At 61.0% G+C, this 23,558-nt stretch carries 28 protein-coding genes and 1 tRNA gene; 14 read left to right on the top strand and 15 right to left on the bottom strand.

Translation table 11 applies throughout. The features are described 5' to 3' along the window. Positions 1-29 precede the first annotated feature (29 nt). From gatC to KCG44_RS06275, 11 genes are all read left to right on the top strand, one after another. Positions 30-317 (top strand): Asp-tRNA(Asn)/Glu-tRNA(Gln) amidotransferase subunit GatC, encoded by a 288-nt coding sequence (gene gatC / locus KCG44_RS06325; RefSeq protein ID WP_218445030.1) that lies wholly within the window; start codon positions 30-32, stop codon positions 315-317. Positions 318-319: 2 nt separating this feature from the next. After that, positions 320-1,795: an Asp-tRNA(Asn)/Glu-tRNA(Gln) amidotransferase subunit GatA gene (gatA, locus tag KCG44_RS06320; RefSeq protein WP_218445029.1), complete on the top strand. Its 1,476-nt coding sequence runs from the start codon at positions 320-322 to the stop codon at positions 1,793-1,795. Next, positions 1,795-2,136 (top strand): hypothetical protein, encoded by a 342-nt coding sequence (locus KCG44_RS06315; RefSeq protein WP_218445027.1) that lies wholly within the window; start codon positions 1,795-1,797, stop codon positions 2,134-2,136. Before gatA ends, KCG44_RS06315 begins: the two co-directional genes overlap by 1 nt. Beyond that, a complete protein-coding gene (gene gatB, locus KCG44_RS06310) occupies positions 2,133-3,620 on the top strand; it encodes an Asp-tRNA(Asn)/Glu-tRNA(Gln) amidotransferase subunit GatB (RefSeq protein WP_218445026.1) in 1,488 nt (495 codons plus the stop codon). Before KCG44_RS06315 ends, gatB begins: the two co-directional genes overlap by 4 nt. A gap of 149 nt (positions 3,621-3,769) precedes the next feature. Beyond that, positions 3,770-4,459 carry a PEP-CTERM sorting domain-containing protein gene (locus tag KCG44_RS06305; protein ID WP_218445025.1) on the top strand — a complete coding sequence of 230 codons (690 nt, stop codon included), beginning with the start codon at positions 3,770-3,772 and terminating at the stop codon, positions 4,457-4,459. A gap of 85 nt (positions 4,460-4,544) precedes the next feature. Beyond that, positions 4,545-4,865: a polyhydroxyalkanoic acid system family protein gene (locus KCG44_RS06300; protein WP_218445024.1), complete on the top strand. Its 321-nt coding sequence runs from the start codon at positions 4,545-4,547 to the stop codon at positions 4,863-4,865. A 68-nt stretch (positions 4,866-4,933) separates the two neighbouring features. After that, a complete protein-coding gene (locus KCG44_RS06295) occupies positions 4,934-5,680 on the top strand; it encodes an aspartyl/asparaginyl beta-hydroxylase domain-containing protein (protein ID WP_218445022.1) in 747 nt (248 codons plus the stop codon). Continuing rightward, positions 5,677-6,291 carry a nicotinate-nucleotide adenylyltransferase gene (locus KCG44_RS06290; protein ID WP_218445021.1) on the top strand — a complete coding sequence of 205 codons (615 nt, stop codon included), beginning with the start codon at positions 5,677-5,679 and terminating at the stop codon, positions 6,289-6,291. Before KCG44_RS06295 ends, KCG44_RS06290 begins: the two co-directional genes overlap by 4 nt. A gap of 6 nt (positions 6,292-6,297) precedes the next feature. After that, on the top strand, positions 6,298-6,687 hold the full coding sequence (gene rsfS / locus KCG44_RS06285; protein WP_218445020.1) for a ribosome silencing factor: 390 nt from the start codon (positions 6,298-6,300) through the stop codon (positions 6,685-6,687). Between the two features lie 24 nt (positions 6,688-6,711). Then, positions 6,712-7,134, top strand: coding sequence for a 23S rRNA (pseudouridine(1915)-N(3))-methyltransferase RlmH (locus KCG44_RS06280; protein ID WP_218445019.1), 423 nt, complete (start codon positions 6,712-6,714; stop codon positions 7,132-7,134). A 4-nt stretch (positions 7,135-7,138) separates the two neighbouring features. Beyond that, positions 7,139-8,245: a murein hydrolase activator EnvC family protein gene (locus KCG44_RS06275; RefSeq protein WP_218445017.1), complete on the top strand. Its 1,107-nt coding sequence runs from the start codon at positions 7,139-7,141 to the stop codon at positions 8,243-8,245. A gap of 15 nt (positions 8,246-8,260) precedes the next feature. On the opposite strand, the gene KCG44_RS06270 is transcribed toward KCG44_RS06275, so the two are convergent. After that, positions 8,261-9,142: a TraB/GumN family protein gene (locus KCG44_RS06270; RefSeq protein ID WP_218445016.1), complete on the bottom strand. Its 882-nt coding sequence runs from the start codon at positions 9,140-9,142 to the stop codon at positions 8,261-8,263. Positions 9,143-9,259: 117 nt separating this feature from the next. Between KCG44_RS06270 and KCG44_RS06265 the strand changes: the two genes are divergently transcribed. Next, positions 9,260-9,964 carry a head GIN domain-containing protein gene (locus KCG44_RS06265; protein WP_218445015.1) on the top strand — a complete coding sequence of 235 codons (705 nt, stop codon included), beginning with the start codon at positions 9,260-9,262 and terminating at the stop codon, positions 9,962-9,964. Between the two features lie 20 nt (positions 9,965-9,984). Here KCG44_RS06265 and KCG44_RS06260 read toward each other — a convergent pair whose 3' ends face one another. Genes KCG44_RS06260 through KCG44_RS06250 form a run of 3 tightly spaced genes read right to left on the bottom strand, consistent with a single transcriptional unit; the run spans position 9,985 to position 12,596 of the window. Continuing rightward, on the bottom strand, positions 9,985-10,419 hold the full coding sequence (locus KCG44_RS06260) for a DUF1489 family protein (RefSeq protein ID WP_369411938.1): 435 nt from the start codon (positions 10,417-10,419) through the stop codon (positions 9,985-9,987). Next, on the bottom strand, positions 10,416-11,816 hold the full coding sequence (gene mgtE / locus KCG44_RS06255; protein WP_218445013.1) for a magnesium transporter: 1,401 nt from the start codon (positions 11,814-11,816) through the stop codon (positions 10,416-10,418). The genes KCG44_RS06260 and mgtE overlap by 4 nt, the downstream gene beginning before the upstream one ends. 33 nt (positions 11,817-11,849) lie before the next feature. Further along, entirely contained in the window at positions 11,850-12,596 is a 747-nt protein-coding gene (locus KCG44_RS06250; RefSeq protein ID WP_218445012.1) for a 3'-5' exonuclease, read from the bottom strand. Between the two features lie 265 nt (positions 12,597-12,861). Here KCG44_RS06250 and KCG44_RS06245 point away from each other — a divergent pair, with 265 nt between their 5' ends. Continuing rightward, on the top strand, positions 12,862-13,572 hold the full coding sequence (locus tag KCG44_RS06245) for a PEP-CTERM sorting domain-containing protein (RefSeq protein ID WP_218445011.1): 711 nt from the start codon (positions 12,862-12,864) through the stop codon (positions 13,570-13,572). A 72-nt stretch (positions 13,573-13,644) separates the two neighbouring features. Here KCG44_RS06245 and KCG44_RS06240 read toward each other — a convergent pair. Beyond that, positions 13,645-13,735: transfer RNA gene (locus KCG44_RS06240), tRNA-Ser, on the bottom strand. A gap of 172 nt (positions 13,736-13,907) precedes the next feature. On the opposite strand from KCG44_RS06240, the gene KCG44_RS06235 reads away from it, so the two are divergent. Further along, entirely contained in the window at positions 13,908-14,783 is an 876-nt protein-coding gene (locus KCG44_RS06235; protein WP_218445010.1) for an SH3 domain-containing protein, read from the top strand. 36 nt (positions 14,784-14,819) lie between these two features. Here KCG44_RS06235 and KCG44_RS06230 read toward each other — a convergent pair whose 3' ends face one another. The 10 genes from KCG44_RS06230 to KCG44_RS06185 all read right to left on the bottom strand — a co-directional run bounded on the left by KCG44_RS06230 (position 14,820) and on the right by KCG44_RS06185 (position 23,474). After that, positions 14,820-15,044, bottom strand: a complete 225-nt coding sequence (locus KCG44_RS06230; RefSeq protein ID WP_218445008.1) for a hypothetical protein — start codon at positions 15,042-15,044, stop codon at positions 14,820-14,822. Between the two features lie 86 nt (positions 15,045-15,130). Next, on the bottom strand, positions 15,131-15,721 hold the full coding sequence (locus KCG44_RS06225; protein WP_218445007.1) for a hypothetical protein: 591 nt from the start codon (positions 15,719-15,721) through the stop codon (positions 15,131-15,133). Continuing rightward, positions 15,718-16,188 (bottom strand): JAB domain-containing protein, encoded by a 471-nt coding sequence (locus KCG44_RS06220; protein WP_218445006.1) that lies wholly within the window; start codon positions 16,186-16,188, stop codon positions 15,718-15,720. Before KCG44_RS06220 ends, KCG44_RS06225 begins: the two co-directional genes overlap by 4 nt. Before the next feature lie 119 nt (positions 16,189-16,307). Further along, the gene (locus KCG44_RS06215; protein WP_218445004.1) at positions 16,308-16,658 is read right to left on the bottom strand and encodes a hypothetical protein; all 351 of its coding nucleotides are present in this window, start codon (positions 16,656-16,658) and stop codon (positions 16,308-16,310) included. Positions 16,659-16,817: 159 nt separating this feature from the next. Next, positions 16,818-17,177 carry a hypothetical protein gene (locus KCG44_RS06210; protein ID WP_218445003.1) on the bottom strand — a complete coding sequence of 120 codons (360 nt, stop codon included), beginning with the start codon at positions 17,175-17,177 and terminating at the stop codon, positions 16,818-16,820. An 86-nt stretch (positions 17,178-17,263) separates the two neighbouring features. Beyond that, positions 17,264-17,851: a helix-turn-helix domain-containing protein gene (locus KCG44_RS06205; RefSeq protein WP_218445002.1), complete on the bottom strand. Its 588-nt coding sequence runs from the start codon at positions 17,849-17,851 to the stop codon at positions 17,264-17,266. Between the two features lie 109 nt (positions 17,852-17,960). Beyond that, entirely contained in the window at positions 17,961-20,573 is a 2,613-nt protein-coding gene (gene metH / locus KCG44_RS06200) for a methionine synthase (RefSeq protein ID WP_218445001.1), read from the bottom strand. Beyond that, on the bottom strand, positions 20,570-21,610 hold the full coding sequence (locus tag KCG44_RS06195; protein WP_218444999.1) for a homocysteine S-methyltransferase family protein: 1,041 nt from the start codon (positions 21,608-21,610) through the stop codon (positions 20,570-20,572). Before KCG44_RS06195 ends, metH begins: the two co-directional genes overlap by 4 nt. Further along, a complete protein-coding gene (metF, locus tag KCG44_RS06190; RefSeq protein ID WP_218444998.1) occupies positions 21,607-22,533 on the bottom strand; it encodes a methylenetetrahydrofolate reductase in 927 nt (308 codons plus the stop codon). Before metF ends, KCG44_RS06195 begins: the two co-directional genes overlap by 4 nt. After that, complete coding sequence (locus KCG44_RS06185) at positions 22,530-23,474, bottom strand: ArsR/SmtB family transcription factor (RefSeq protein ID WP_439651418.1); 945 nt, start codon at positions 23,472-23,474, stop codon at positions 22,530-22,532. The genes metF and KCG44_RS06185 overlap by 4 nt, the downstream gene beginning before the upstream one ends. Positions 23,475-23,558: the final 84 nt, after the last annotated feature.

The raw sequence follows: 23,558 nt of genomic DNA, 5'->3' as shown, positions 1-23,558 counted from the left end.
GCCCCGATAATCGAGCTTTTGGAGCCTACATGTCCGTCGATGCCGATACCGTGCGCAAGATTGCCCATCTTGCGCGCATCAAACTGCCCGAGGAGCGGGTGGAGCCGATGAAAAGCGAGCTCAACAATATTCTCGGCTGGGTCGAGCAGCTGGGCGAGGTCGATACTTCCGGTGTGGAACCGACGACAGCGGTGATCGCGAACAGCCTGCGCTGGCGCGAGGATGAAATCACGGACGGCGATGTACAGGAGAAGGTCCTGGCCAATGCGCCAAAGCCAATGCACGGCTTCTTCGCTGTGCCGAAGGTGATCGAATAATCATGAGTGACCTGACTAATCTGACGCTCGCCGCGATGCGCGACGGGCTGCGCGAGAAGAGCTTCTCAGCAAAGGAACTGACGCAGGCGCACATTGCCGCTGTCGAGGGCGCACGGGAATTGAATGCGTTTACCGTCGAGACGCCGGAACTGGCGCTCGCAGCGGCGGAAACCGCCGACAGGGCCCTGGCGGATGGCGCCGCAAAGCCGCTGTCGGGTATTCCGCTGGGCATCAAGGACCTGTTCTGCACGGAAGGCGTCGAATCCACCGCAGGTTCCAACATTTTGCGCGGGTTCACGCCGCAATATGAATCGACCGTCAGCGCCAATCTGCTCGCCGACGGTGCGGGCATGCTCGGCAAGCTCAACATGGACGAGTTCGCCATGGGCTCCTCGAACGAGACGAGCGCGTGGGGCAATGTGATCAATCCCTGGCGCGGCGCGAAGGGCGAGACACTGGTGCCCGGCGGCTCTTCGGGCGGGTCGTCCGCCGCCGTCGCCGCGCGCATCGTCGCCGCCGCGACGGGTACGGATACGGGCGGCTCCATTCGCCAGCCCGCCGCCTTCACCGGCATCACCGGGTTCAAGCCCACCTATGGCCGCTGCTCGCGCTGGGGCACGGTGGCGTTCGCGTCTTCGCTGGACCAAGCGGGTCCGATGGCGCGCGACGTGCGTGACTGCGCAATCATGCTGCGGTCGATGGCGGGTTTCGATCCGAAGGATTCGACCAGTCTTGACCTCCCCTTGCCCGATTTCGAGGCGGCGCTGACCGGCGACATCAAGGGCAGGCGCATCGGCATTCCGAAGGAATATACGATCGACGGCATCCCGGCGGAAATCGAAGCGCTGTGGTCGAAGGGTGCGGATATGCTGCGCGATGCGGGCGCGGAGATTGTGGAGATCTCCCTGCCCCATACAAAATATGCGCTGCCGACCTATTATATCATCGCACCGGCCGAAGCGTCATCGAACCTCGCCCGCTATGACGGCGTGCGCTACGGCCTGCGCGAAACGCCGGACGGCGGCAATCTGATCGACATGTACGAGGCGACCCGCTCCGCTGGCTTTGGCGATGAAGTCAAACGCCGCATCATGATCGGCACCTATGTGCTGTCGGCGGGTTATTACGATGCTTATTATCTGCAGGCGCAGAAGGTTCGCACATTGATCAAGCAGGACTTCGACCGGGCCTTTGAACAGTGCGATGTCATCCTGACCCCGACGGCGCCCAGCGCCGCCTTCGCCGCAGGGTCCAAGTCGGACGATCCCATCGCCATGTATCTGAACGACGTGTTCTGCGTGCCCGCCAGCCTTGCCGGCCTTCCCGCCATGAGCGTCCCCGCCGGTGCCGACAAGGACGGTCTGCCGCTCGGCCTGCACCTCATCGGCAACGCGCTGGAAGAGGAAGGCTTGTTCAATGCCGGCTATGCCCTGGAACGCGCCGCGGGGTTCAGCGCGCAGCCGGAGAAATGGTGGTGATGGAAGCCGCCCTTATCGCCGCCGCGATTTTGATCGCTGTCGGCGCGCCCCTTGCAATCATCGCGGGCGTGGGCCGCAGGAATCACGAGCTTGCCGCAAAGACGGAGCAGCTTCGCCGATATGAAGCCTACACGGCTGTCGTCGCCCGTATCGAAGCGCAGAATGTCGGCCCCGCGCAAAAAATGATTGCCGTCCGCCAGCTGCGCGAGTTTCCCGAATATCGCGACCTGACGGTGGTGATGTGCAACTCGATCCAGGTGAACGGCACAGGCCCCGCCGCCGAGATATTCCAGAACGAACTGAAGGTCACGGAACAGTACCTTTTGAAGGCAGAACAATGACAGATTACCGTATTCAGGGCGAAACCGGCGAGTGGGAGGTCGTCATTGGGCTTGAGGTCCATGCGCAGGTCACGACCAATGCAAAGCTGTTTTCCGGCGCGGCGACGGCCTTTGGCTCGGAACCGAATTCGCAGGTTTCTCTGGTCGATGCGGCGATGCCCGGCATGCTGCCCGTGATCAATGGCGAGGCGGTGCGGCAGGCCGTGCGGACCGGGGTGGCGCTGAATTGTGAAATTCATAAATGGTCGCGTTTCGATCGCAAGAATTACTTCTATGCCGACCTGCCGCAAGGCTACCAGATCAGCCAGTTCGCGCATCCCATTGTCGGCGAAGGGGAAATTATCGTCGATCCTGTGGATGCCGATCCGGCAACCATCGGGATCGAGCGCATCCATCTGGAACAGGACGCCGGCAAGTCGATCCACGATCAGAGCCCTGAATTCTCGCTTGTCGATCTCAACCGTTCCGGCGTCGCGCTGATGGAAATCGTGTCGAAGCCGGACATGCGGTCCCCCGCCGAAGCCGGTGCCTATGTCCGCAAGCTGCGCTCGATCCTGCGCTATGTCGGATCCTGCGACGGCAATATGGATCAGGGCAGCATGCGCGCCGACGTGAACGTGTCGGTCCGCAGGCCGGGCGGAGAACTGGGCACGCGCACCGAGTGCAAGAATGTCAATTCCGTCCGCTTCGTCGAGGCCGTGATCGAATATGAAGCGCAGCGCCAGGTCGAAGTGCTGGAAGCCGGCGGAGAGATCAAACAGGAAACCCGCCAGTTCGATCCGGCTCAGATGATTACGCGACCGCTCCGGTCAAAGGAAGAGGCGCATGATTACCGTTACTTCCCGGACCCGGACCTCCTGCCCCTGATATTCGATGATGCGTATATCGAAGCGTGCCGCGCGACCCTGCCGGAACTCCCTGATACAAAGCGCACGCGCTATGTCGAGCAGCTGGAAATCAGCCCTTACAACGCCGCCGTACTGACGGCGGAACAGGAAACCGCGGCCTATTTCGAGCTGCTGCTAAACGAGACTGCGCTGAAGCAGCGCAAGGAGGCAAGGGCGGTCGGCAAGGCGGCGGCCAATTGGGTCATTTCGGACCTTTTCGGCGCGCTGAACGGCCTTGGCAAGTCGATCACGGAAAGCCCGATCAGCCCGTCGCAGGGCGCCGAGCTTCTCGCACTGGTCGCCGACGGCACATTATCGGGCCGTTTGGCGAAGGATGTGTTCGCCATCATGCTGGAGACCGGTGACGATCCCGCAAAGATCGTCGAGGAGCGCGGCATGAAGCAGGTTAGCGATACCGGCGCCATCGAAGCCGAAATCGCCAAGGTGCTGGAAGCGAACGCAGACAAGGTCGCGCAGTATCGCGGCGGCAAAGACAAGTTGTTCGGCTTCTTCGTCGGACAGACCATGAAGGCCACAAAAGGCCAGGCAAATCCTCAGGTCGTTAACGAGCTGTTACGAAAAGCTCTCGGCGGGTGATGGTGTCGGCAGAGTTTACAGTTTCAAGTCCGGCTTTACACCGCAGGTAATTAACTCAACACGTTAACCATTTGGCATGACTATTGCTTGGCTGGTGAGCAGTATATCGTCTGTTGCGTCCTTGCGTTTCACAACGAGAGGATAAACCCATGAAAACTAAATTTTTAGCCGCTGCATGTGCAGCTTCCCTGCTTGCTGGTGCGGCAAATGCCGTTCCTGTCGCGCTGACGGCGCTTACCGGCCAGGTCGGCGGGGCCCCGGCGGAAACATCCGTGTTCAAAGCGGATTTGTCCTCGCTGGGCGCGTTCAGCATCGCTGCCATCCAGATCAACGATAGTGGATCGGGCATTGGCGGCGCGTCCGGCGAATTCTCCGGCTTCGACCTTGACGCGATCAAGGTTTCGGCAACCGACTGCGCGACCGCGGCCTGCGCCGCTGGTGCTGTCGGCCTCAACATTTTCGACTTCACCATCGCGGGCACGGTGTTTTCGGGCGGCGCACAGCGTCCGCCAGCCGACCCAAAGCTCTACGGCACCAATGGTGCGGGCACGAATGTCGACAATGCAACGGCCACGCTCGGCCAGTTCGACGCTGACTCCTCCGTGGTCACACCGGACGGTTTCATCAGTCTGGGTGACGGCGGGTTTATCGCGTTCAACCTGACGTCGATCGTCAACTCGGCGGGCCTGTACCTGTACATCGGTGAAGTCGGCGGGAATGGCGAGACCGCCGCCGGTAATATCGAGGTGTTCCAGAATCAGGTTCCGGCACCTGCAACGCTTGGCCTCCTCGGCCTTGGCGCGATTGCGCTTGGCGCTTTGCGTCGCCGCGACGGTTAAGGACATGACAATAGGGGTGGCGGCCCGTGGACCGGTACGTCATCCCTTATTGGCAAAGTCGCTCCAGGGTGCCTAAAGCATCGCCATGGAAGAAACATTTACAGAAGAAATCGCCCACACGCTGGGACGCCAGGAAGCGCGGCGGCGCATATCCGACAGCTTGCCGGGATATCTCGAGATGCTGCCCGGCGGCAAGGCGCACCATCACTGGACCGGCGACACGATGTTCCTGAACTACAGCGCCCTCGGCCAGACCGCGGACGCCCAGCTGGAGGTGATGGACGACCGGATTCGCGTGACGGTACGCCTCACGGGTCTTCTTGCGGCGATGGGCAGCAAGATTTCCGCGATGCTTGGCCGCGGCGCAAAGGAACTGCTGGAAGACAAGAGCGGAAACAGCCGCTAAAGCGCCTAGTGGACACCTGTAACTGGTGTATCAGTGATGTTTCTCTCCCCCCACACAGGTTGCGCGCCATGGCCGGTTTCGCCCGCTTCATCCTTGAAAAATATCTTTATCCGGTCCGGCATGGTGTGAACGCCTATGTCGGCCGGCACTCGCTGATTCCCGACAAGGCCATCTTTGGCGCAGATGAATTTGAATGGGCCGGCCCCTCTCAGGCGAATTGGCGGGCCATTCGCGACGAGTTCCGCGCGCAGTCGGGGACCGACGACAGCTTCCGCCCCATCGGCCAATTGTCACCGGATCACGTCGGTCTCGACCAACAGGAAAAATGGCATAGCGCGGTGCTGCATGGCTACGGCGTCAGGATCGATGCGAACTGCGCCCGCTATCCGAAGACGGCGGCTCTGGTGGAACGCATTCCCGGCATGATTTCTGCCATGTTTTCAGTGCACCAGCCCGGAGCGCACCTGCCCGAACATTCAGGGGTCACGAAAGGCATGCTGACCTGTCATCTGTCGCTCGACGTGCCGCCGGGCGACTGCGCGATCCGGGTTGAGGATCACACGCATGCCTGGCGCGAAGGCGAGTGGTTCGTTTTCGACGACACGCGGCGGCACGAAGCATGGAATCGTACGGCGGAACCCCGGCTGAACCTTCTTGTGCATGTCGAACGGCCACTGTCGGGCGGCGGCAAGGTCGTCCAGTGGATATTCGATCGCGTCGTCAGGAACAGTCCGTTCGTGCGCGACTTTCATCAGGGCATCGTTAAACATGCCCGCGCGCCCTCCACAAAGCGCGACGCCCCAGACCGCTCATGAGCCGCATCGGCATTTTGGGCGGTTCATTCAATCCGGCACATGGCGGTCACCGGCACATCAGCCTGCAGGCCATCGATAAACTTGGCCTTGATGAAGTCTGGTGGCTGGTCAGTCCGCAGAACCCGCTGAAACCGGCAACGGAAATGGCGCCGCTAGAGGCACGTCTGGCGTCGGCGAAAGGGATGGCCCGCCGGGCGCCCATAAGACCGCTGGCGCTGGAAACGGAGCTTGGCACGCGATACTCCGTCGACACCGCGCGCGAAATGCTCCGCCGCTACCCGCAGCACGACTTCATCTGGTTGATGGGCAGTGACAATCTTGCACAGCTACATCGCTGGAAAGACTGGCGTAAGCTTGCCCACAGCTTGCCGATTGCGGTTCTGGCCCGTCGGGCGTATCTTGGCAGCGCCCGGCGCGCTCCTGCGATGGGCTGGTTGCGCCGGTTTCAAAAGCGGCGGGCGCATGCAAGGCAATGGCGAAACTGGAGTCCTCCTGCGATCGTTCTCTTGAACATTCCGCTCGACCCCACATCTGCGACAGCCATTCGCGCGCGCAACCCCGATTGGGCTGCACGTTATCTTTCTTCCCCATCCGCTACCGACAAGGATTGACCCCTAGTGCCAGCTACGCTCACTGATCTCCCCGATGACGGCCTCCACAATCTCGTTCTGCAAAGCCTTGAGGATGACAAGGCGGTCGACCTGGTCGACATACCTCTCGCCGGAAAGTCCGAGATCGCGGATCACATGATCATCGCGTCGGGCCGCTCGACACGCCAGGTCGCCGCCATGGCACAGAAGCTGTCCGAACGCGTGAAAAAGGAAACCGGACGCCCCGTTCGCATAGAGGGTCTGCCGGCTGCCGACTGGGTCCTGGTCGATATAGGCGACATTGTCGTGCACCTGTTCCGTCCCGAGGTTCGCAGCTTTTACAATCTCGAGAAGATGTGGGGCATGGATGTCGTGCCCGAAGGCGCGGCCCCCGATACGCGTGCCATCGAAGAATAGCGCGCGCCGGGTTCGCCGCTCTCGATGCGCCTTCATATCATTGCACGTGGCAAGATCGGCCGTGGGGCGGAGGCGGAGCTGGTTAACAGGTACAGCGCCCGCACACGGCCCAAGCTGCTGCTGACCGAACTGCCGGAACGTGGCGGCAAGCTGGCCGAAGCGCCCTCGCCCAGCGTAACCATCGCGCTGGATGAACGCGGCGAATCGCTGACGTCGCGGCAGCTGGCGGACAGGATCGGAAGCTGGCGTGACGGCGGCGTGCGGGAAGCCCGCTTCTTCATTGGCGCGGCGGACGGTCATGACGATGCCCTGCGCGCATCGGCCGATCTGGTCCTTGCATTTGGCCGGGCAACATGGCCGCATCTGTTACTGCGCGCCATGCTTGCCGAACAGCTCTACCGCGCAGAATCGATCCTTGCGGGGCATCCCTATCATCGTGAAGGATAGCCAAATGGTCCGCATCGCCATCCTGTCCGGGCTGCTGTTCGCGGTTCCCGCGTTCGCACAGAATGCCGAGCGGGCGGAAGAGCGCGCCCTTCAGGCTGACGCTGAGGCGCGCAAACTTGAAAGGCAGGTTGCCGACAAGGCGTCCGAAGTCGCAGCCGCGAGAGAGCGCCGCCGCGAACTTGCCATCAGCGCGCAGGCAGCGGAACGCCGCGCGACCCGCCTGGAACGCATCATCGCGTCGCTGGAAACACGTCGCCGTAAAGAAGTTGCAGCGCTTTCCTCACGGCGCGGAGAAGTCTCACGCCTGCTCGCCGCCCTGCAAAGCATGTCACGCCGCCCGGCCGCCGCCGCGCTATTGGCGACCGAAGACGCGATCGAGACGGCGCGGGTCGCCGCGCTGATCGATGCCATCCGGCCAGAGCTTGCGCTGAAAACGCAGGATCTGACCACGCAGCTGGCCAGAACGCGCCGCCTGCGTGAACGGGCCGAAACGCGCCGGGGCGAGCTCAAAAATACGCTCGCCGCATTGGCCCAGCGTCTCGCCGCCCTCGACGGGGAGGATGCCAAATTGCGAAAGGAAGGCGACGCGATTGGCGCCGACGCGAAAGCGGCGCGGGAACGCACGCGCGAACTCGCGGCGCTGGCTGTCGACCTGAAGGGGCTTGACGACGCCCTGGCACAAAGCGCGGACGCACGCCCCTGGCGGCGGCTGCGGTCATACCGTCCAAGCGCCCGCGAAATTGCGTCCTTTGGCTATCGTGCGCCTGCGGCTGGCCGCATTACCCGCGCCTTTGGCGTGCCCAACGAAGTCGGCGTATTGGAACGCGGAACGAGCGTCGCCACGCGCGGCGGTGCCGTCGTCACAGCGCCGGCCGCTGGCGAGATCGCCTATATCGGCGCCTATCGGAACTATGGTGAGATCGTCATCATCGAACATGAGAACGACATGCTGACGATCCTGTCCGGTCTGGCCCGCACCAGCGGGAACGTCGGCGACGTCGTCCCGGGTGGCACGCCGATCGGGCGTATGGGGGACGATGGCGATCTCTATGTCGAGTTGCGGCGGCGCGGTACGCCGGTTGATCCCATGCTCTATACCAGGGCGCCTTAAGGGTCGGCTTTCCCCCTAATCCTCAACGCGCATGACGACCAAACCGCGTTCCGCCAGCATGTCCTGCACACTATCTTCTCCGCCAAGATGACCCGCGCCCACGGCCATGAATACCGTACCCGGATCTTTCAGGCGCGTTTCGATCCATTCTGCCCAGCTCGCATTGCGGTTCACAAGCAGTCGCGCGCGCAGATTATCATCCTGTGCCAGGCTTTCATTGACGAGGTTGGCAAGCCTGTCGACGTCACCCGCCGACCATATTTCGATCAGCTGGCTTATGTACGTCTCCGCATCCGCCAGATCGGCAATGCCCTGTTCCAGAAACTCGACCTGCTGATCTTCCGGCAAGCTGTCGAACAGGTCGATCTGCCACGCGAACTCCTCCAGGCCAGCCACGGATTTGCCACTCGCCTTGGCAGCGCTGGTAAGGATTTTCTCGACGCCGGTTTCCGGTGAAAGTCCGGCCCGCTGGAACTGGAACTGCACAAGCGTCAAGGCTGCGAACCATGGATCCATGGGCTCGAGCGCGCTTAGTGATATGCCTCCCTTCGCCACCTCCTCCGTCAATCTCGCCATGGTTTCCGGCTTCAGCGTCTGGCTGAGCGTGGGGCCGGTGGTATCGATCGCCTTTGAGAGAAGTATTGACTGCATCTCGGCTGGCGATGGCTCCAACATTTCGATCACCAGTTCGCTCGACGCATCGAAGGCGGTCTTCACCTCATCGTCGAACCAGACGGTGTCTTCGTCCAGAATGTGTACGGTGCCCAGCAGATAGATGGTCGTGTCCTCGTCAGCCACGCTGAAGAGCGCCGGATTCGCATCCGCCCGCGACGGCGACATATTCGACGCGGATGATACCGAAGCGAACAACGCGCCCAAAAGGATGAGTGATTTCATGCTGACATTTCCCATTCCGCCAAGTCTGATAGTGCAAGTTCCGGCTTTCTCGCAGACAGGCATTTACGCGACGTGAATCCCGGTGTATTATGACAATAACACGCTGGGAGATTACATATGTTACGACCTTTCCTGTTCACGGCCGCTTCGTCCACCCTGATGCTGATGTCATGCGCGCCCGTTCATGCGGCTGAGAAAAGCTGGATGGTCGGAAATTTCGAGAAGATAGAGGTCGGCGGCGCCTTCAATGTCGAGATTGTCACGGGAAGCGCGCAGGGCGTGACGGCCAGCGGTCCGCAGGAAGAGATCGACCGGTTGGTCGTGGAGGTGAACGGCCGTACGCTTGAACTGGGCAACCGCAAGAGCGACAAATGGTTCGACTGGTCCAGTTCGAAAGGACGGCTCAACATCACGGTCACTGTCCCCCGCCTGTCGAGCGCGCGCCTTGGCGGTTCCGGCGATGTCAATGTCGACAATATGGTCGGCGACGAAGTCAGCCTTGCCGTGTCCGGCGCAGGCGATCTTTCTGTCGGAAATGTAACGGCGGAAACGCTGAATATTGCGGTATCGGGCTCGGGCGATATCGGTGCCGCTGGCAGATGCCGCGATGGCAGCTATCGCATTTCCGGTAGCGGATCCATTGAGGCCGAAGAGCTGACCTGCACGACACTCGACGCTCGTATTGCGGGATCAGGTGACATCCTCGCCAGTGCCAGCCGCACAGCCAAGGGGTCAGTCGCAGGCTCGGGCGATATCAGCGTTTCCGGCGGCGCCAAATGCGAATCGGAAATCAAAGGCTCCGGCACCGTCACCTGTGACTAACAGGTCAAATCTGGTGTAAATCAGATAAGGCCCAGCCGCGCGAGCGTCTGGGCCATTTTCACCGGCATTTCGCCAAGATCGGCGTCCCCGCCGCCAAGGTCAATCGGCGCGTCCTCCGGCTTCAGGTAGCGCCAGCCCTGATGCGCGCGCTTGCGACGCGGCGATACGGGTTTCATCTCAGGGGCAAGCCAGATGCGCCAGCCCGGCTTCCCTTTCCATGTTGCCTGTTCGAACCCCAGGATTTCCTGGCGCACGGAAATCACATGCTTGATGATCCAGAAAAGCGAGCCGCCAACCAGTCGCTCATAATCCTTCGGGCGATAGCGTGTGTAAATCGCGCAGGCGGCGCTGCCCTGCCAGTCCCGCGTGCGCGCCGCATTGCGCGTCGCCAGCGCCTGCACACTTGCAACGCCGACCGCCGTCTTCGTCAGATTCAACAGTCCGGCACCGCTCACAGCAGGACGACACTCGCCAGCCCCAGAAACAGGAAGAAACCCATGACATCGGTGGTCATGGTAACGAAGACTGACGAACTGATCGCGGGATCAATCTCCATCCGATCGAGCGTCATGGGCACGAGCACGCCTGCCAGGCCAGCCACCATGATATTCCCGACCATCGCAAGCGCGATCACCGCGCCCAGTTTCGGGTCCTGAAAGAACGCCCAGGTCCCAAGTCCGATCAGCACGGCGATGGCCACGCCATTAATGACGGCTACGCGAATTTCCTTGATGATGGTGCGCCGCGTATTCGCCTCGGTCAATTCGTCAGTCGCCAGCGCGCGCACCGTCACCGCCATGGTTTGCGTTGCCGCATTGCCGCCAAGGCTTGCGACGATGGGCATCAGGATGGCGAGCGCGACAATCGTCTCGATGGTGCTCGCAAAGACGCCGATGACAAGCGATGCCAGCACGGCCGTCCCCAGATTGATGACGAGCCAGCGCAGCCGCTGGCGAACAATATCGCGCGTCCGCTCGTTAAGGCCGCCCTCTTCCGCACCCGTCAGCTTGCGAAAGTCCTCGTCAGCCTCCTGCTGCACGATATCGACGATGTCATCGACCGTGATCACCCCGACCAGCCGCTCGTCATCATCGACCACGGCCGCGGAAATCAGATTGTATTTCTGGAACCTTAGCGCGACTTCCTCCTGGTCCATATAAACGGGAATCAGCGTTTGCTCCTTTTCCATGATATGACGCACCGACCGATCCCGCGGCGCGCGAAGCATGCGCGACAGCATGATGGTGCCGATGGGATGATGGCGCATGTCCGTGACGAATATCTCGTAAAAGTCCTCGGCAAGCTCCTCGTCGCTGCCGCCGCGAAGATAGTCGATGACCTGCCCGACACTCCAATGGTCCGGCACGGCGATCAGCTCGCGCTGCATCAGTCGGCCGGCGGATTCCTCCGGATAGCCCAGTGCTTCCTCGATGGCCGCGCGGTCATCGGGGTCCAGTTCAAGGAGAACCGCCCGCTGGTCGGACTCGTCGAGATCCTCGACAATGGCAACGGCATCATCGGTATCGAGTTCGCCCAGCACCTGCGCCACACGTTCGGGCGGCAGAATATCGATCAGGTCCTCGCGAACCTGATCGTCCATCTCGGCGATGATTTCCGGGTCGAGCTTATCACCCAGCGCCGCTGCGAGCGCCGCGCGATCGTTCGGCGGGACCTGCTCGATAAGATCGGCGATATCGGCATTATGGAGCGGCTCGACCAGTTCCTGCACGCGCGCTTCATCGCCCTCATCAAGGGCGACTTCCACCGACTCGACGAAGCTGCCCCTCAGCTGGCCATCCTCCAGCGCGTCCTGGCGGGACGGGTCAGTTACGGTTTCCGGTATATCGCTCATGTTCGCGGCTTATAACGAAGGTCTGGCAAGACGCTACAGCAGCGTGTTCTGGGCAGCTTGCCGTGGCTCTGGCACCCGCATCCCGCGATGCTCCAGCGCCATGCGGGCGCTGTAACGGACATCTTCGTTGCGATCCTTCAAATAGCGGGTCAGCGCCTCTATCGGCAGTTCAGCGAAAACCGCGCCCCTGTCAGCTCCATAAGGCACGCGGGGAAGCAGCCCCGGTAGCTTACTCCATGCGATCAGCTGCGCGATGCTCGTCTCCAGAAGCATATCGCGCAAATGATGGGCAGTGACATAGGCATCCGGAAAGGCGCGATGGACTGGCAGGCCTTTGGCGCGTTCCAGCCCCGTCGGTTTGCGCCAATATCGCAGCATCTGGTTGGAAAAGCCCGGACTCTCCGGCCATAGTCTGAGCGCGCATTTCCATGTGCATATCCAGGGCACCCCGCGGCTAAGCGCCGGTGTGCAAAACCGCGTTTCAAAACGAGCCCTATGCGCGGCGAAGGCGACAAAATCGCCGCCCTGCAGAACAAGCGGCGCGGCCTCGTGCCAGGGCGGCGCGCCCTTCACATCCTCATCGGCGATATGGTGCACAGCCTGCGTCGCCGGGGGAATGCCGCGTCCTGGATCGACAAGAAACGCGCCGCTTCCGCCAGTCAGATTCCATATGCCGTTCCCGTCCCGTCCAACATCCTGCCAGCCAATCTCGCAGACGGAATGCGCGGGCGGGCGCGAGCCCGTCGTCTCAAGGTCGATGGTCCGAATGATCGCGGTCATAATCCAAATCTCGTCACCAATGGCGCAAGTGCAATTCCTCGAAAACCTGCGGGCGTTGCCCTGAAAACGAACGAAAAGACATGTTCTCCCAGCGGTCCGCGGTTTCGGAAGAACATTGCAACTGTCGGCGCACTTTACATTTTTTCATGGGTTAATCAGCCGCTAACCGATCAACAAGCTGAACCTGCTAATATATGACATGATGGCACGGACGTTGCTGGGCCGGTGTCAATGGGAATTGCCCCGGTCATTCAAGGTATAAGATATGTATAAACTGACTTCGACATTCATCGCCGCGTCTATGGCACTGGCAGCCGCCGGCGGCGCAAGCGCAGCCGTGATTCCTCTGGATGGCTTTGATACACCCTTCGCTCCCAATCCCCTGGCGACAACGGCTGGCACAGTCGTTTCGATGACAGTGATCACCCCAGGCGGCAACGTATTCGACCGTACGACGACGCTTACGGTCGACAGCAACAGCAATGGCGCGCCAAGCGGCGCGAATGTGCGCACCGACAGCGGTGACGCGGTGCTGTCCAACGATACCGGCGTGGCATCGGTCCTGACCTTTTCCTACGATGTCGATGGCGTGGTGAACGACGCGCAGACGGGGTCCGCCACCGGATCGCTGCGCATTGTCGAAAAATTCGCGGATCGTCCCCGCACCTATACATTTTCTCTGAACGGGATCGAGCAGGACACGAATGTGCAGTTGATCGACACCGAGTTCGGCTTCGCCCGGGAGATTTTCCTGAGCTTCTCGACGGCGCTCCTGACAGGTGACGATACGTTCGCGCTTGAAATCGACGCCGGCGCGGCAGGCGTCAGCCTCGGTGACGCGCTCGACCTTGAAATCGCGCTCCTCGATATCATCATCCCCGAAATCCCGCCGCAGGTGCCAGCGCCCGGCGCGCTCGGCCTTCTCGGGCTTGGCGCTCTCGCACTTGGCGCCGCACGCCGCCGCAAGGCGACCTGACGCGGTCACCATATTCCCAATGCCGGGGCCGTCTCCTTCACGGGAGGCGGCCCTTTCGTCGATGTCGGCAGCTGGCGGAGCGGGTGGGATTCGAACCCACGAAAGGGGGTTACCCTTTACACACTTTCCAGGCGTGCGCCTTCGACCACTCGGCCACCGCTCCGCATCCTGGACAGGCCGTGCGCTCTATCCTCCAAACGGTAACAAAACCACCCAAAAAAGTGCCCTTTGGAAAAACCCTCCGGAAACCGAAAGTCAGCTTTCGTCATTTGAACGCGTTTACTCTGGTTCATACGATTTCTCTCATCAGCATGTTCGTAACAGGGAGAGAATTTATGCGTATGAAAACACTCGCCGCAGTGTTGGCGGTGGCCGCCGTGATTGCCGCGCCAGCAAGCGCGGCTCGGGGAAAGAAGGAAGTCGAGCTTGTATCCTGCGATGCGCCCTATAGCAGTGTCGCGATCACGGACGGCGATACGCAGGGCTGGACCAAGTTCGGCCTTGCCAGCCCGCGCGGCCTGATCGGCGAGCTCGTCGCGAAGTCCGGCTGTTTCACGCTGGTCGATCCCACGAGCGGCCAGGCCGCGCAGTATCTGATGTCGGCCAATGCGGGTAGTGCCGAGGAGATCGATCAGGCGTTCAGCATGGGCAAGGCGGCGGCAACGCAGGGCCTGCTGCATGCGGGCGCGGCCCGTATCCCGGGCGTCGGCGCAGCGCTTGGCATGTTCGGTGGCCTTGGCGGCAAGAAGAAAACCGTCTCGGCAGGCCTGCGTATGGTAAACCCCGCCAATGGGATGACACTGGTGAGTTCGACCGGAAAGTCGCAAAAAAGCACGATCAAGCTTCTGAGCGGATCATCATGGCACGCCGCCGCCTATGGCAATGCCACAGGGCAGTATACGGCCTCAAAGGACGGCAGGATGCTGACCAGCGCCTTTATCGAAGCTTATAACAGCCTCGTTGCACAGGCGGGCGCCCTCACAACGGCGGCGTCGGCTGCCGCTTCTCCGGCAACGGCGACGGTCGTGACGGCATATAAGACGGCAATTGATACAAATATGTACGCCGCTGCATCCGCTGACAGTGACCCTGTGCGCGCATTGCGCCCGGAAACGGAACTTACTCCAACGGGAAATCGCGAAGGTTTGTTCGTCGAGGTCGCTGACAATTACGGCACGAAGGGCTGGGTTTCGGTTGAAGACCTGCAATAACGCAAACCGCAATGAAACCGGATCGGCGGAGCGCGTTCAGGCGGACTCCGCCGATTTGCGTACGGCAATCAGTGCGTCCGCGCGGGCGATAAACCGCGGATCGGAAAGAAGGTCCTGCGGCAGGACGTTGATCCGGAACGCGAAACATGCCAGCCAGATGCGAAAGCAGCTCTCTTGATCCGGAAGGGCGCTCGCCGCGCGTCGCAATGTCTGCGGTGCCTCGGTCCGCACCAGCGCCGCCAGCTCATCAGGTTCCGACACGCCAAAATACCGTCTGGCTATCTCATGATCAAACGCGTCCGCAACCACTGCAACAACTTCCCTTGGCATCTCTCAGATGGAGGAGACTATATTCGGCTAACGCTGCGTTGCAATCGTGGAAAAGGCTCCGATTCGGTTGAAAATGGGACGAGCCCGGCGGACAAACAGCAGGTCGTCAGCCTATTTATAAATACGCGGGACACGTCCGCCGGCTCGTGATGGACGAGCATGTATGATTGCGCGCGGGCCAGACGGGTTTGCTGCACAATATCCCGAAATACCGGCGTCTCCGAACGGACATCATGTGAATGGCACGAGATGTCGGCGGTGAGGGAATGACAGGCGTCGAACAGTAACAACCGTACCTCTTCACATTTCAGCGACGTACGCAACAGCAACACATATTCGTGGAAAGCCTTTGCATGCTCGCGCATGGATTGTCCGGCAAAGGAACGCGCCAGGCTGCGGCGCATTTCGGTACCAAGCTGGCGCACGACCGCGATTGCGGCCGTATCCAGCTTCAGATCAGTCAGGGCGAGACTGCTACTTTCCAAAACGCCCGGGAGTGATTTGAGGCCTTCAAGCGCATTGATCGCCAATGACCTCGCACGCTCGCAAGGCATCACCTCTGAAAATGCGGATGTCAGTACCTCGATGTCGATCGACTGCTGCGTCATATCAGATTCGATGCCCGCAAGCTGAACCAGCCTCGCCGACCGATGATCAGGTGATCCTCCAGGGTCACATTGAGGCGTCTACCCAGCGTCGCCAATTGCCGGGTCACACGAACATCCTCCGGGCTCGGCGCAGGATCTCCGGAGGGATGATTATGGGCAAGAACGATCCGCTCGGCTCCCAGCCGAAGCGCTCGCCCGAACACTTGCCGCGGAGACGCTTCCACCACACCCACATCGCCATAAGCGAGCACATCCTCAGACAAGAGCTGCCGCTTGTCATCAAGGAAGAGAACCAGCAGTCGCTCGGTGGGCAAGTGGCTGATCTCTGCGTGAAGGTAGTCCAGCAGTGCCTTGCGCGTAGACATGATCGGACGGGTCATCGCCTCCCGGCGCAAAGTATGCCGTATCAGATCACGGACGGCCGACAGGAGGGCGAACGCAGCCACATCATCCGGCTGTTCAGCCATTTGCGAGGGCTTCGCGGCGGCGCTTCCTGTCATCACCGCCCCCAGGCCGTCACCATCAAGCAGCAGACGCGTCGCCAGCGCCCGAGGCTGCTTATGGCCCGCAAGCGCGAATAATCTTGTCAGGAGGGCGACACTCTCCCGTCCACCGGGTTGGTCACGCCGGTCTTCACTGATCGTATCCCGAGCACGAGCGCGATCAGCACGCCGTATAGCCACAGGCCCTGTGCCACAGCATAGGCTGTTGGCATCATGTGCGGCATCGCAAGAACGGCCAGATGCGTCAGCACGGCCACACTCTGAAACGCTGCGGCCCATAAAGGCCAGAACCTGTCCGTCGTCAGGGCAATCACCATCAGGTAAATCGCGAGCGCCATGTCCGGCACGAGAGCCAGCATTTCCGTCGATTCGTATTTCGCGTCCGTCAACAGGCTGAACAGCAATTGGCTTGCCGCCAGCACCAGGATGGCCACGAAAACGCGGCGCTCCAAAGGGCCGCCATGTTTGAGGCTGTAAAGCCCACATAGGGCAAGGACACTCCAAAAGATGAGGGGCAAAACCCAGGTGTAGATCACGTCGCAACTCCGAGGGGAGTGGGGATGGAACCGCGACGTGATCCGGCAAAGCGCGGATTAGCTCGCTTCACCAACCACACTGAGACGAACAGGCTGGCTTTCCTCGCCGCCGGTTGGGATTGGCTTCGGGCCGCCTGGACCCATATAGGTACGCAGCCCCATCTGATTCTTGGTTTCATCAAGCTTCCGATGCGTTTCGAGAAGGGCGCCGCGCGCGGCGACCAGTGCGCTGATGGCTTCGTTCGCAAACAGCAGCGCGTCTTGGCCGAACATTGCGGAGACACCCGCCTCGGCGCGCGCTGTCGGCATGGATGCAGTCAGATGCGCCGTTTCCGCAAGAGCGGCGTCCAGCGCCTCCTCCGCGGCATGAAGCCGGACGGCGACTTTCTGGGCCGCAGCCAGTCGTTGATTGAGCATTGTACGCATCTCTCTCTACCCGCCAATTGCGAGCCCTTGAATGATCAAGGAAAGAGAACAACCAGATACCGAATATCACGAACTCGTCAGAGCATCTGCCCCAAGGCCTCCACGCCCGCCATCAGCGCACCGAAACCAATCATGACCCCGATGATGATTGCGATCATCCATGCCAGCCTGACAGGAATGCTCAGCGTGTTTTGCGCCCCCCGCCCTTGCGGTAGCGGCAAGACCTGGCCGCTCGCCCAGCCCCCGGTCTCAGCATAGACATCGGATGGTATGGCGGCTGCCGCGCTATCGTGAAATTGCGGTGCCGGTAGCTCCTGTTCCTCGTACCGACCCCCATGGCCGGTATGCGAGGAAGGTGACGCCGCAACAGCCGCATCGTCGATGTCCGGCGATTGGTATACCAATGACTGGTACCGTTTCAGGTCGCCATCATATCCGACCGCGCCTTCACTTTCCGCCAGGATTCTAGCCGCTTCCCAGCGATTTGTGACTTTCAGGATACCCATGGCACGCTTCACGCGCTGATCGACCGTATGCGGGGAAATCCCGATTTCGCGGGCGATATCCTTTGATGACATATGTAGGAATACCAGACGCAATACATCGCGCTGACCGTCGCTCAGCCTCTCAACTGGCATCTTTTCCGGTTTGATTTGCCGTCCCATGCTGCGTGCTCCCTAGCACAAAATGACGCACCATTAAATGCACCTGCGCAGCTCGGTCGCGAAACCGGTGCGGCGATCAAAACTGACAGCCAGACGTTTTGGGTGCGCGTTACAGATTTGGCCGCAACCAGCGTTCGGCATCGTCAATGTCGAGGCCGCGGCGGGCGGCATAGTCCCCCAGTTGGTCGCGTCCGATCCGCGCAACGCCGAAATACTGGCTGTCCGGATGGGCAAAATAGAAGCCCGATACGGACGAGGCAGGCAGCATCGCCATCGATTCCGTCAGCGTGACACCGGTCTGCGACGTCGCGTCCAAAAGGCCAAACAATGTGGGCTTTAACGTGTGATCGGGACAGGCAGGATAGCCAGGCGCGGGCCGTATACCGCGATACCGCTCCTTGATCAGGTCCTCGTCCGACAGCTGTTCGTTTGGCGAATATCCCCACAATTCGCGCCGGGTTCGCGCGTGAAGAAACTCGGCAAAGGCTTCCGCCAGCCGGTCGGCGAGCGCTTTCAGAAGGATATCGGAATAGTCGTCATTTTCCACCTTGAAGCGGGCCGAAATCGGCTCGATACCGGTCCCTGCCGTCACGGTGAACCCGCCCAGCCAGTCCGCTTCGGGGGAGATGAAATCGGCCAGACACATGTTCGAGCGCCCTGCCCGCTTCACCATCTGCTGACGCAGCATCGCAAATCGCGCGATTTCATCAGTCCGCGCTTCGTCGGCGAAAACAACAACATCATCGCCGTCACGCTTTACCGGCCAGAAGCCAGCGACTCCGCGCGGCGTTAGCCACGCTTCATTCTCGATCCGGTCGAGCATTGCCTGGGCATCGCCGAACAGGGATGTCGCACTTTCCCCCACGACTTCATCCGTGAGGATCGCCGGATAATTGCCCGCCAGTTCCCACGAACGGAAAAACGGCGTCCAGTCGATATAGCTGCGCAGCATCCCGACCGTGACATCGTCAATCAGCTGCGTTCCCACGATATTCGGTCGCGGCGGTTTATATTCGGCAAAGTCAGCAACGAACCCATTTGCGCGCGCCGCAGCGATGGGCGTCAGTTTTGACTGTCCCTTATTGGCCCGGTCGATACGAATTTTTTCATAATCGCTACGGGTTTTCTCGACGAGTTCACCGCCGCCAGGACCATCGGACGTCAGGGCGCTCGCCACGCCCACGGCACGGCTGGCATCAAGAACATGCAGCGTCGGCCCTGCATAAGCCTGCTCGATCTTCAGCGCCGTATGCACTTTGGAAGTCGTCGCCCCGCCGATCAGCAGCGGCATGGTCATCCCGGCCTTCTGCATTTCCTCTGCCACCGTCACCATCTCATCGAGCGACGGCGTAATGAGACCGCTTAGTCCGATGATATCGGCGTCATTCTCATTCGCGGCTTTCAGGATATCCTGCCACGGCACCATGACGCCCAGGTCGATGATCTCGAAATTATTGCACTGCAGCACCACGCCGACGATATTCTTGCCGATGTCGTGCACATCGCCCTTGACGGTGGCCATGACGATGCGCCCCTTGGCGCGGGCGCCCTCTTCCTTTTCATCCTCGATAAAGGGAATGAGGTGCGCGACGGCCTTCTTCATGACGCGCGCGGACTTCACCACCTGCGGCAGGAACATCTTGCCGGACCCGAACAGGTCACCGACAATGTTCATACCGTCCATCAACGGGCCTTCGATGACATGGATGGGCTTCTCAGCCGACTGCCGCGCCTCCTCGGTATCGGCGACGACGAATTCATCCATGCCCTTCACCAGCGCATGGCTCAGTCGTTCCGCGACCGGCAGCTCACGCCATGCCAGATCCTTTACCTGCGCCTTCGCGCCGCCGCCCTTATATCGCTCCGCCAGATCCAGCAGCCGGTCGGTCGCATCCTCGCGCCGGTTGAGGACGACATCCTCGCAGGCATCGCGCAGTTCCGGATCGATATCGTCGTAAATGTCGAGCTGTCCGGCATTGACGATGGCCATGTCCATGCCCGCCGGGATGGCGTGATACAGGAACACCGAATGCATGGCCCGCCGCACCGGCTCATTGCCGCGGAACGAGAAGCTGAGATTGCTGAGGCCGCCCGAAATCTTCGCGTGCGGACAACGTTTCTTGATCTCCCGCGTCGCCTCGATGAAGTCGACGCCGTAATTATTATGTTCCTCGATGCCGGTCGCCACGGCGAACACATTGGGATCGAAGATGATATCTTCGGCAGGAAACCCGTCCGCGACCAATAGATTATAGGCGCGCTCACAGATTTCGATCTTACGCGCAGCGGTATCCGCCTGCCCGGTCTCGTCAAACGCCATGACGATCGCCGCCGCGCCGTAGCGCCGAACCTTACGCGCATGATCCAGAAACGCAGCTTCGCCTTCCTTCATGCTGATGGAATTCACGATTGCTTTGCCGGCGACGCATTTCAGCCCGGTTTCGATGACGTTCCATTTCGACGAATCGATCATCACGGGCACACGCGCAATGTCGGGCTCGGCGGCGATCAGCTTCAGGAAAGTCTCCATCGCGTGCGCCGCGTCCAGCAGCCCCTCGTCCATATTGACATCGATGATCTGCGCGCCGTTTTCGACCTGCTGCCGCGCCACTTCAACCGCCGCGTCATAGTCGTCCGCCATGATCAACTTCTTGAAGCGCGCGGACCCCGTGACGTTGGTACGCTCGCCGACATTGATAAAACTGGTCGCTGAAGAGGTCATGCCGCCACCGTGAAGGGCTCGAGACCGGACAGGCGCATTGCCGCGGCCATATCCGGCAACTGGCGCGGGGCGACGCCCCTGACGGCCGCACACATGGCGGCAATGTGCTCAGGCGTGGTGCCGCAGCAGCCGCCAAGCGCGTTGACATACCCCTCGTCGGCCCAGCTCTTCACGAGCGCGGCGGTCGTCTCGGCGGCCTCGTCATACTCGCCCATTTCATTGGGCAGGCCGGCATTGGGATACACCATCACCGGCGCGTCGGCGACTTTCGCCAACGCGGCAACATGCGGGCGCAATTCCGTGGCGCCAAAGGAACAGTTGAGCCCGATCGTCAGCGGCTTCACATGCCGCACGGAATACCAGAACGCCTCGACCGTCTGACCGCTCAGATTGCGCCCCGCCATATCCGTCAGCGTCATGGACAGCATTACCGGAAGATCGCGGCCCAGATCGTCACCCGCTTCCATCGCCGCCATCGCCGCCGCCTTGGCGTTTAGCGTGTCAAAGACCGTTTCGATCAGAATGATGTCCACACCGCCCTCGACCAGCGCGTCGATCTGCTCGCGGTAAACCGCCTTCACACCGTCGAAAGCGACTTCGCGGAATCCCGGATTATTGACGTCTGGCGAGATGCTGAGCGTCTTGTTGGTCGGGCCAACCGCACCGCAGATGAAACGGCGCCTGCCATCCTGACGGGCATCGACCGCCTGACGCAGGACGCGCGCTGCCGACCGGTTGATATCGCCGACCAGATGCTCGGCGTCATAATCGCCCTGACTGATTTTCGTCGCGTTAAACGTATTGGTCGCCAGAATATCCGCGCCCGCATCGAGATACTCATCCGCAATCTCGCGGATCAGATCGGGACACGTCAAATTGAGCAGGTCATTATTCCCCCTCTGGTCCGCGGTCAGCCCGCTGTCGCCGCGATAGTCGGCCTCGGTCAATTTTCGATTCTGGATCGCGGTACCATAGGGCCCGTCCTTGATCAGAATGCGCTCGCGCCTCAACGCGTCGAAATCGCTGCGAATGCTCATGATGCGCCTCCTGCTGATGGCCGCATGCCAAGCATGTGACAGATCGCATAGCTAAGTTCTGCCCGGTTCAGCGTGTAAAAATGGAAGTGGCGAATCCCGCCCGCATATAGTCGGCGGCACATTTCCGCGGCCACTGTCGCCGCCACGAGCTTGCGTGCGTCCGGATGATCCTCAAGGCCTTCGAACAGCCGCTCCAGCCAGCCCGGCAAATCCGTGCCGTTCGCGTCGGCGAATTTGCGCGTCTGCGCAAAATTGCTGACCGGCAATATGCCAGGCACGAGCGGCGCATCGATACCGGCCGCAGCCGCTGCGTCGCGAAAGCGGAAGAAGGCGTCGGCGGAGAAAAAGAACTGCGAAATTGCCCGCGTTCCGCCTGCGTCCAGCTTACGCTTCAGATTATCGAGGTCGGACTGGAGCGAGCCGGATTCCGGATGCTGTTCCGGATATGCCGCCACCGAAATCTCGAAATCATGGCGCTTCTTCAGACCCTCGACCAGGCTTGCCGCGCAGTCGTATCCCTCAGGATGCGCGCGAAACGCTTCTCCCTCACGCGGAGGATCGCCGCGCAGCGCGACGATGTGGCGCACGCCCGCCTCCCAATAGGCGTCGGCGATTTCATCGATTTCACCGCGGCTTGCATCCACGCAGGTCAGATGCGCTGCAGGCGTTAGCGATGTCTCCTTCACCAGGCGCGCCACAGTGGCATGCGTCCTGTCACGCGTGGAACCGCCAGCGCCATAAGTCACACTGACGAATTTTGGCCGCATCGGCTCAAGCGTTGTGACGGCCTTCCACAGGCTTTCTTCCATCTTGTCCGTGCGCGGCGGAAAAAATTCGAAAGAAACATCGATATCGCCGGCAAGGTCGGCAAACATGGGCCCTGCATATGCACGTTTGGACTCTGGGGGCTGAGCGACCGTCATGCCGCCTTTTCCGCTTCCAAAGCGGGCTTTTCGCCCAGCCAGATCGTCACGGTCAGCTTTCCTTCCAGATGCTCCGGCACATTGGCGATCAGACCCGCCTGCGCCATCCATTCATTTACGGCGTCGTCCGCAAAGCCCAGCCGGGCATGCGCGTGGTCGCGTCGCAGTTCCTCGTGATCATGCGGTGCGAAATCGGCCACCAGCAGGCGTCCGCCGGGCGCGAGGACACGCGCGGCCTCGGCAATCGCGAGTTCCGGCCGGTGCGCGAAATGCAAAACCTGGTGCAACACGATTGTGTTCACGCTGGCATCACGGGCAGGCAGCGCGAACATGTCCCCCTGTCTGACCGGGCAATGTCCCAGACCCGCTGCCTCCAACTTGCCGCGGGCGGCGCGCAGCATTTCCGCGCTCCTGTCGATGCCAATCGCCGACCTGGCCTTGGGGGCGAGCAGTTCCAGCATGCGCCCGGTGCCGGTGCCGATATCCATCAGCGCGCCCAGCGGACGCTGCGCAAGCATGTCCTGGATCGCCGTTTCGACTTCATTATCCGAAACATGAAGCATGCGGAGCCGGTCCCAATTACTCGCGTGCTGCGCGAAATAGTCCTCCGCCGCAGCGACACGATCTGCGCGGACGGCTTCCAGCCGCGCGACATCGCCCTCCGGATCGCCTTCATGCGCAAGCATGGCGCCAGCGCTGGCGGCGAGCTCGCCATCGGCGAAGCGAACGAAAACCCAGCTGCCCTCCTTGCGGCGGTCGATCAGATCGGCTTCGGCGAGTATCCGGACATGACGCGAAACACGCGGCTGCGACTGATCCAGAACATGTGCGAGTTCGCCGACGGTCAGTTCCATATTCCGCGCCAGCCTTGCGATGCGAAGGCGGGTTGGGTCGGCAAGCGCCCGGAACATATCGATCAAGGTCGTCATCGAAATCAACATATAAAGAATTCTTTATGTGTCAATCGGGAACAGGACCATCTGGACCATCTATTTGCGCAGGTCTAGGAGGATTGTCCCCCATCC

It is taken from the genome of Pacificimonas pallii (assembly GCF_019204005.1).
Classification (GTDB): Bacteria; Pseudomonadota; Alphaproteobacteria; order Sphingomonadales; family Sphingomonadaceae; genus Pacificimonas; species Pacificimonas pallii.
This window is presented reverse-complemented; position numbering and strand designations above follow the sequence as displayed.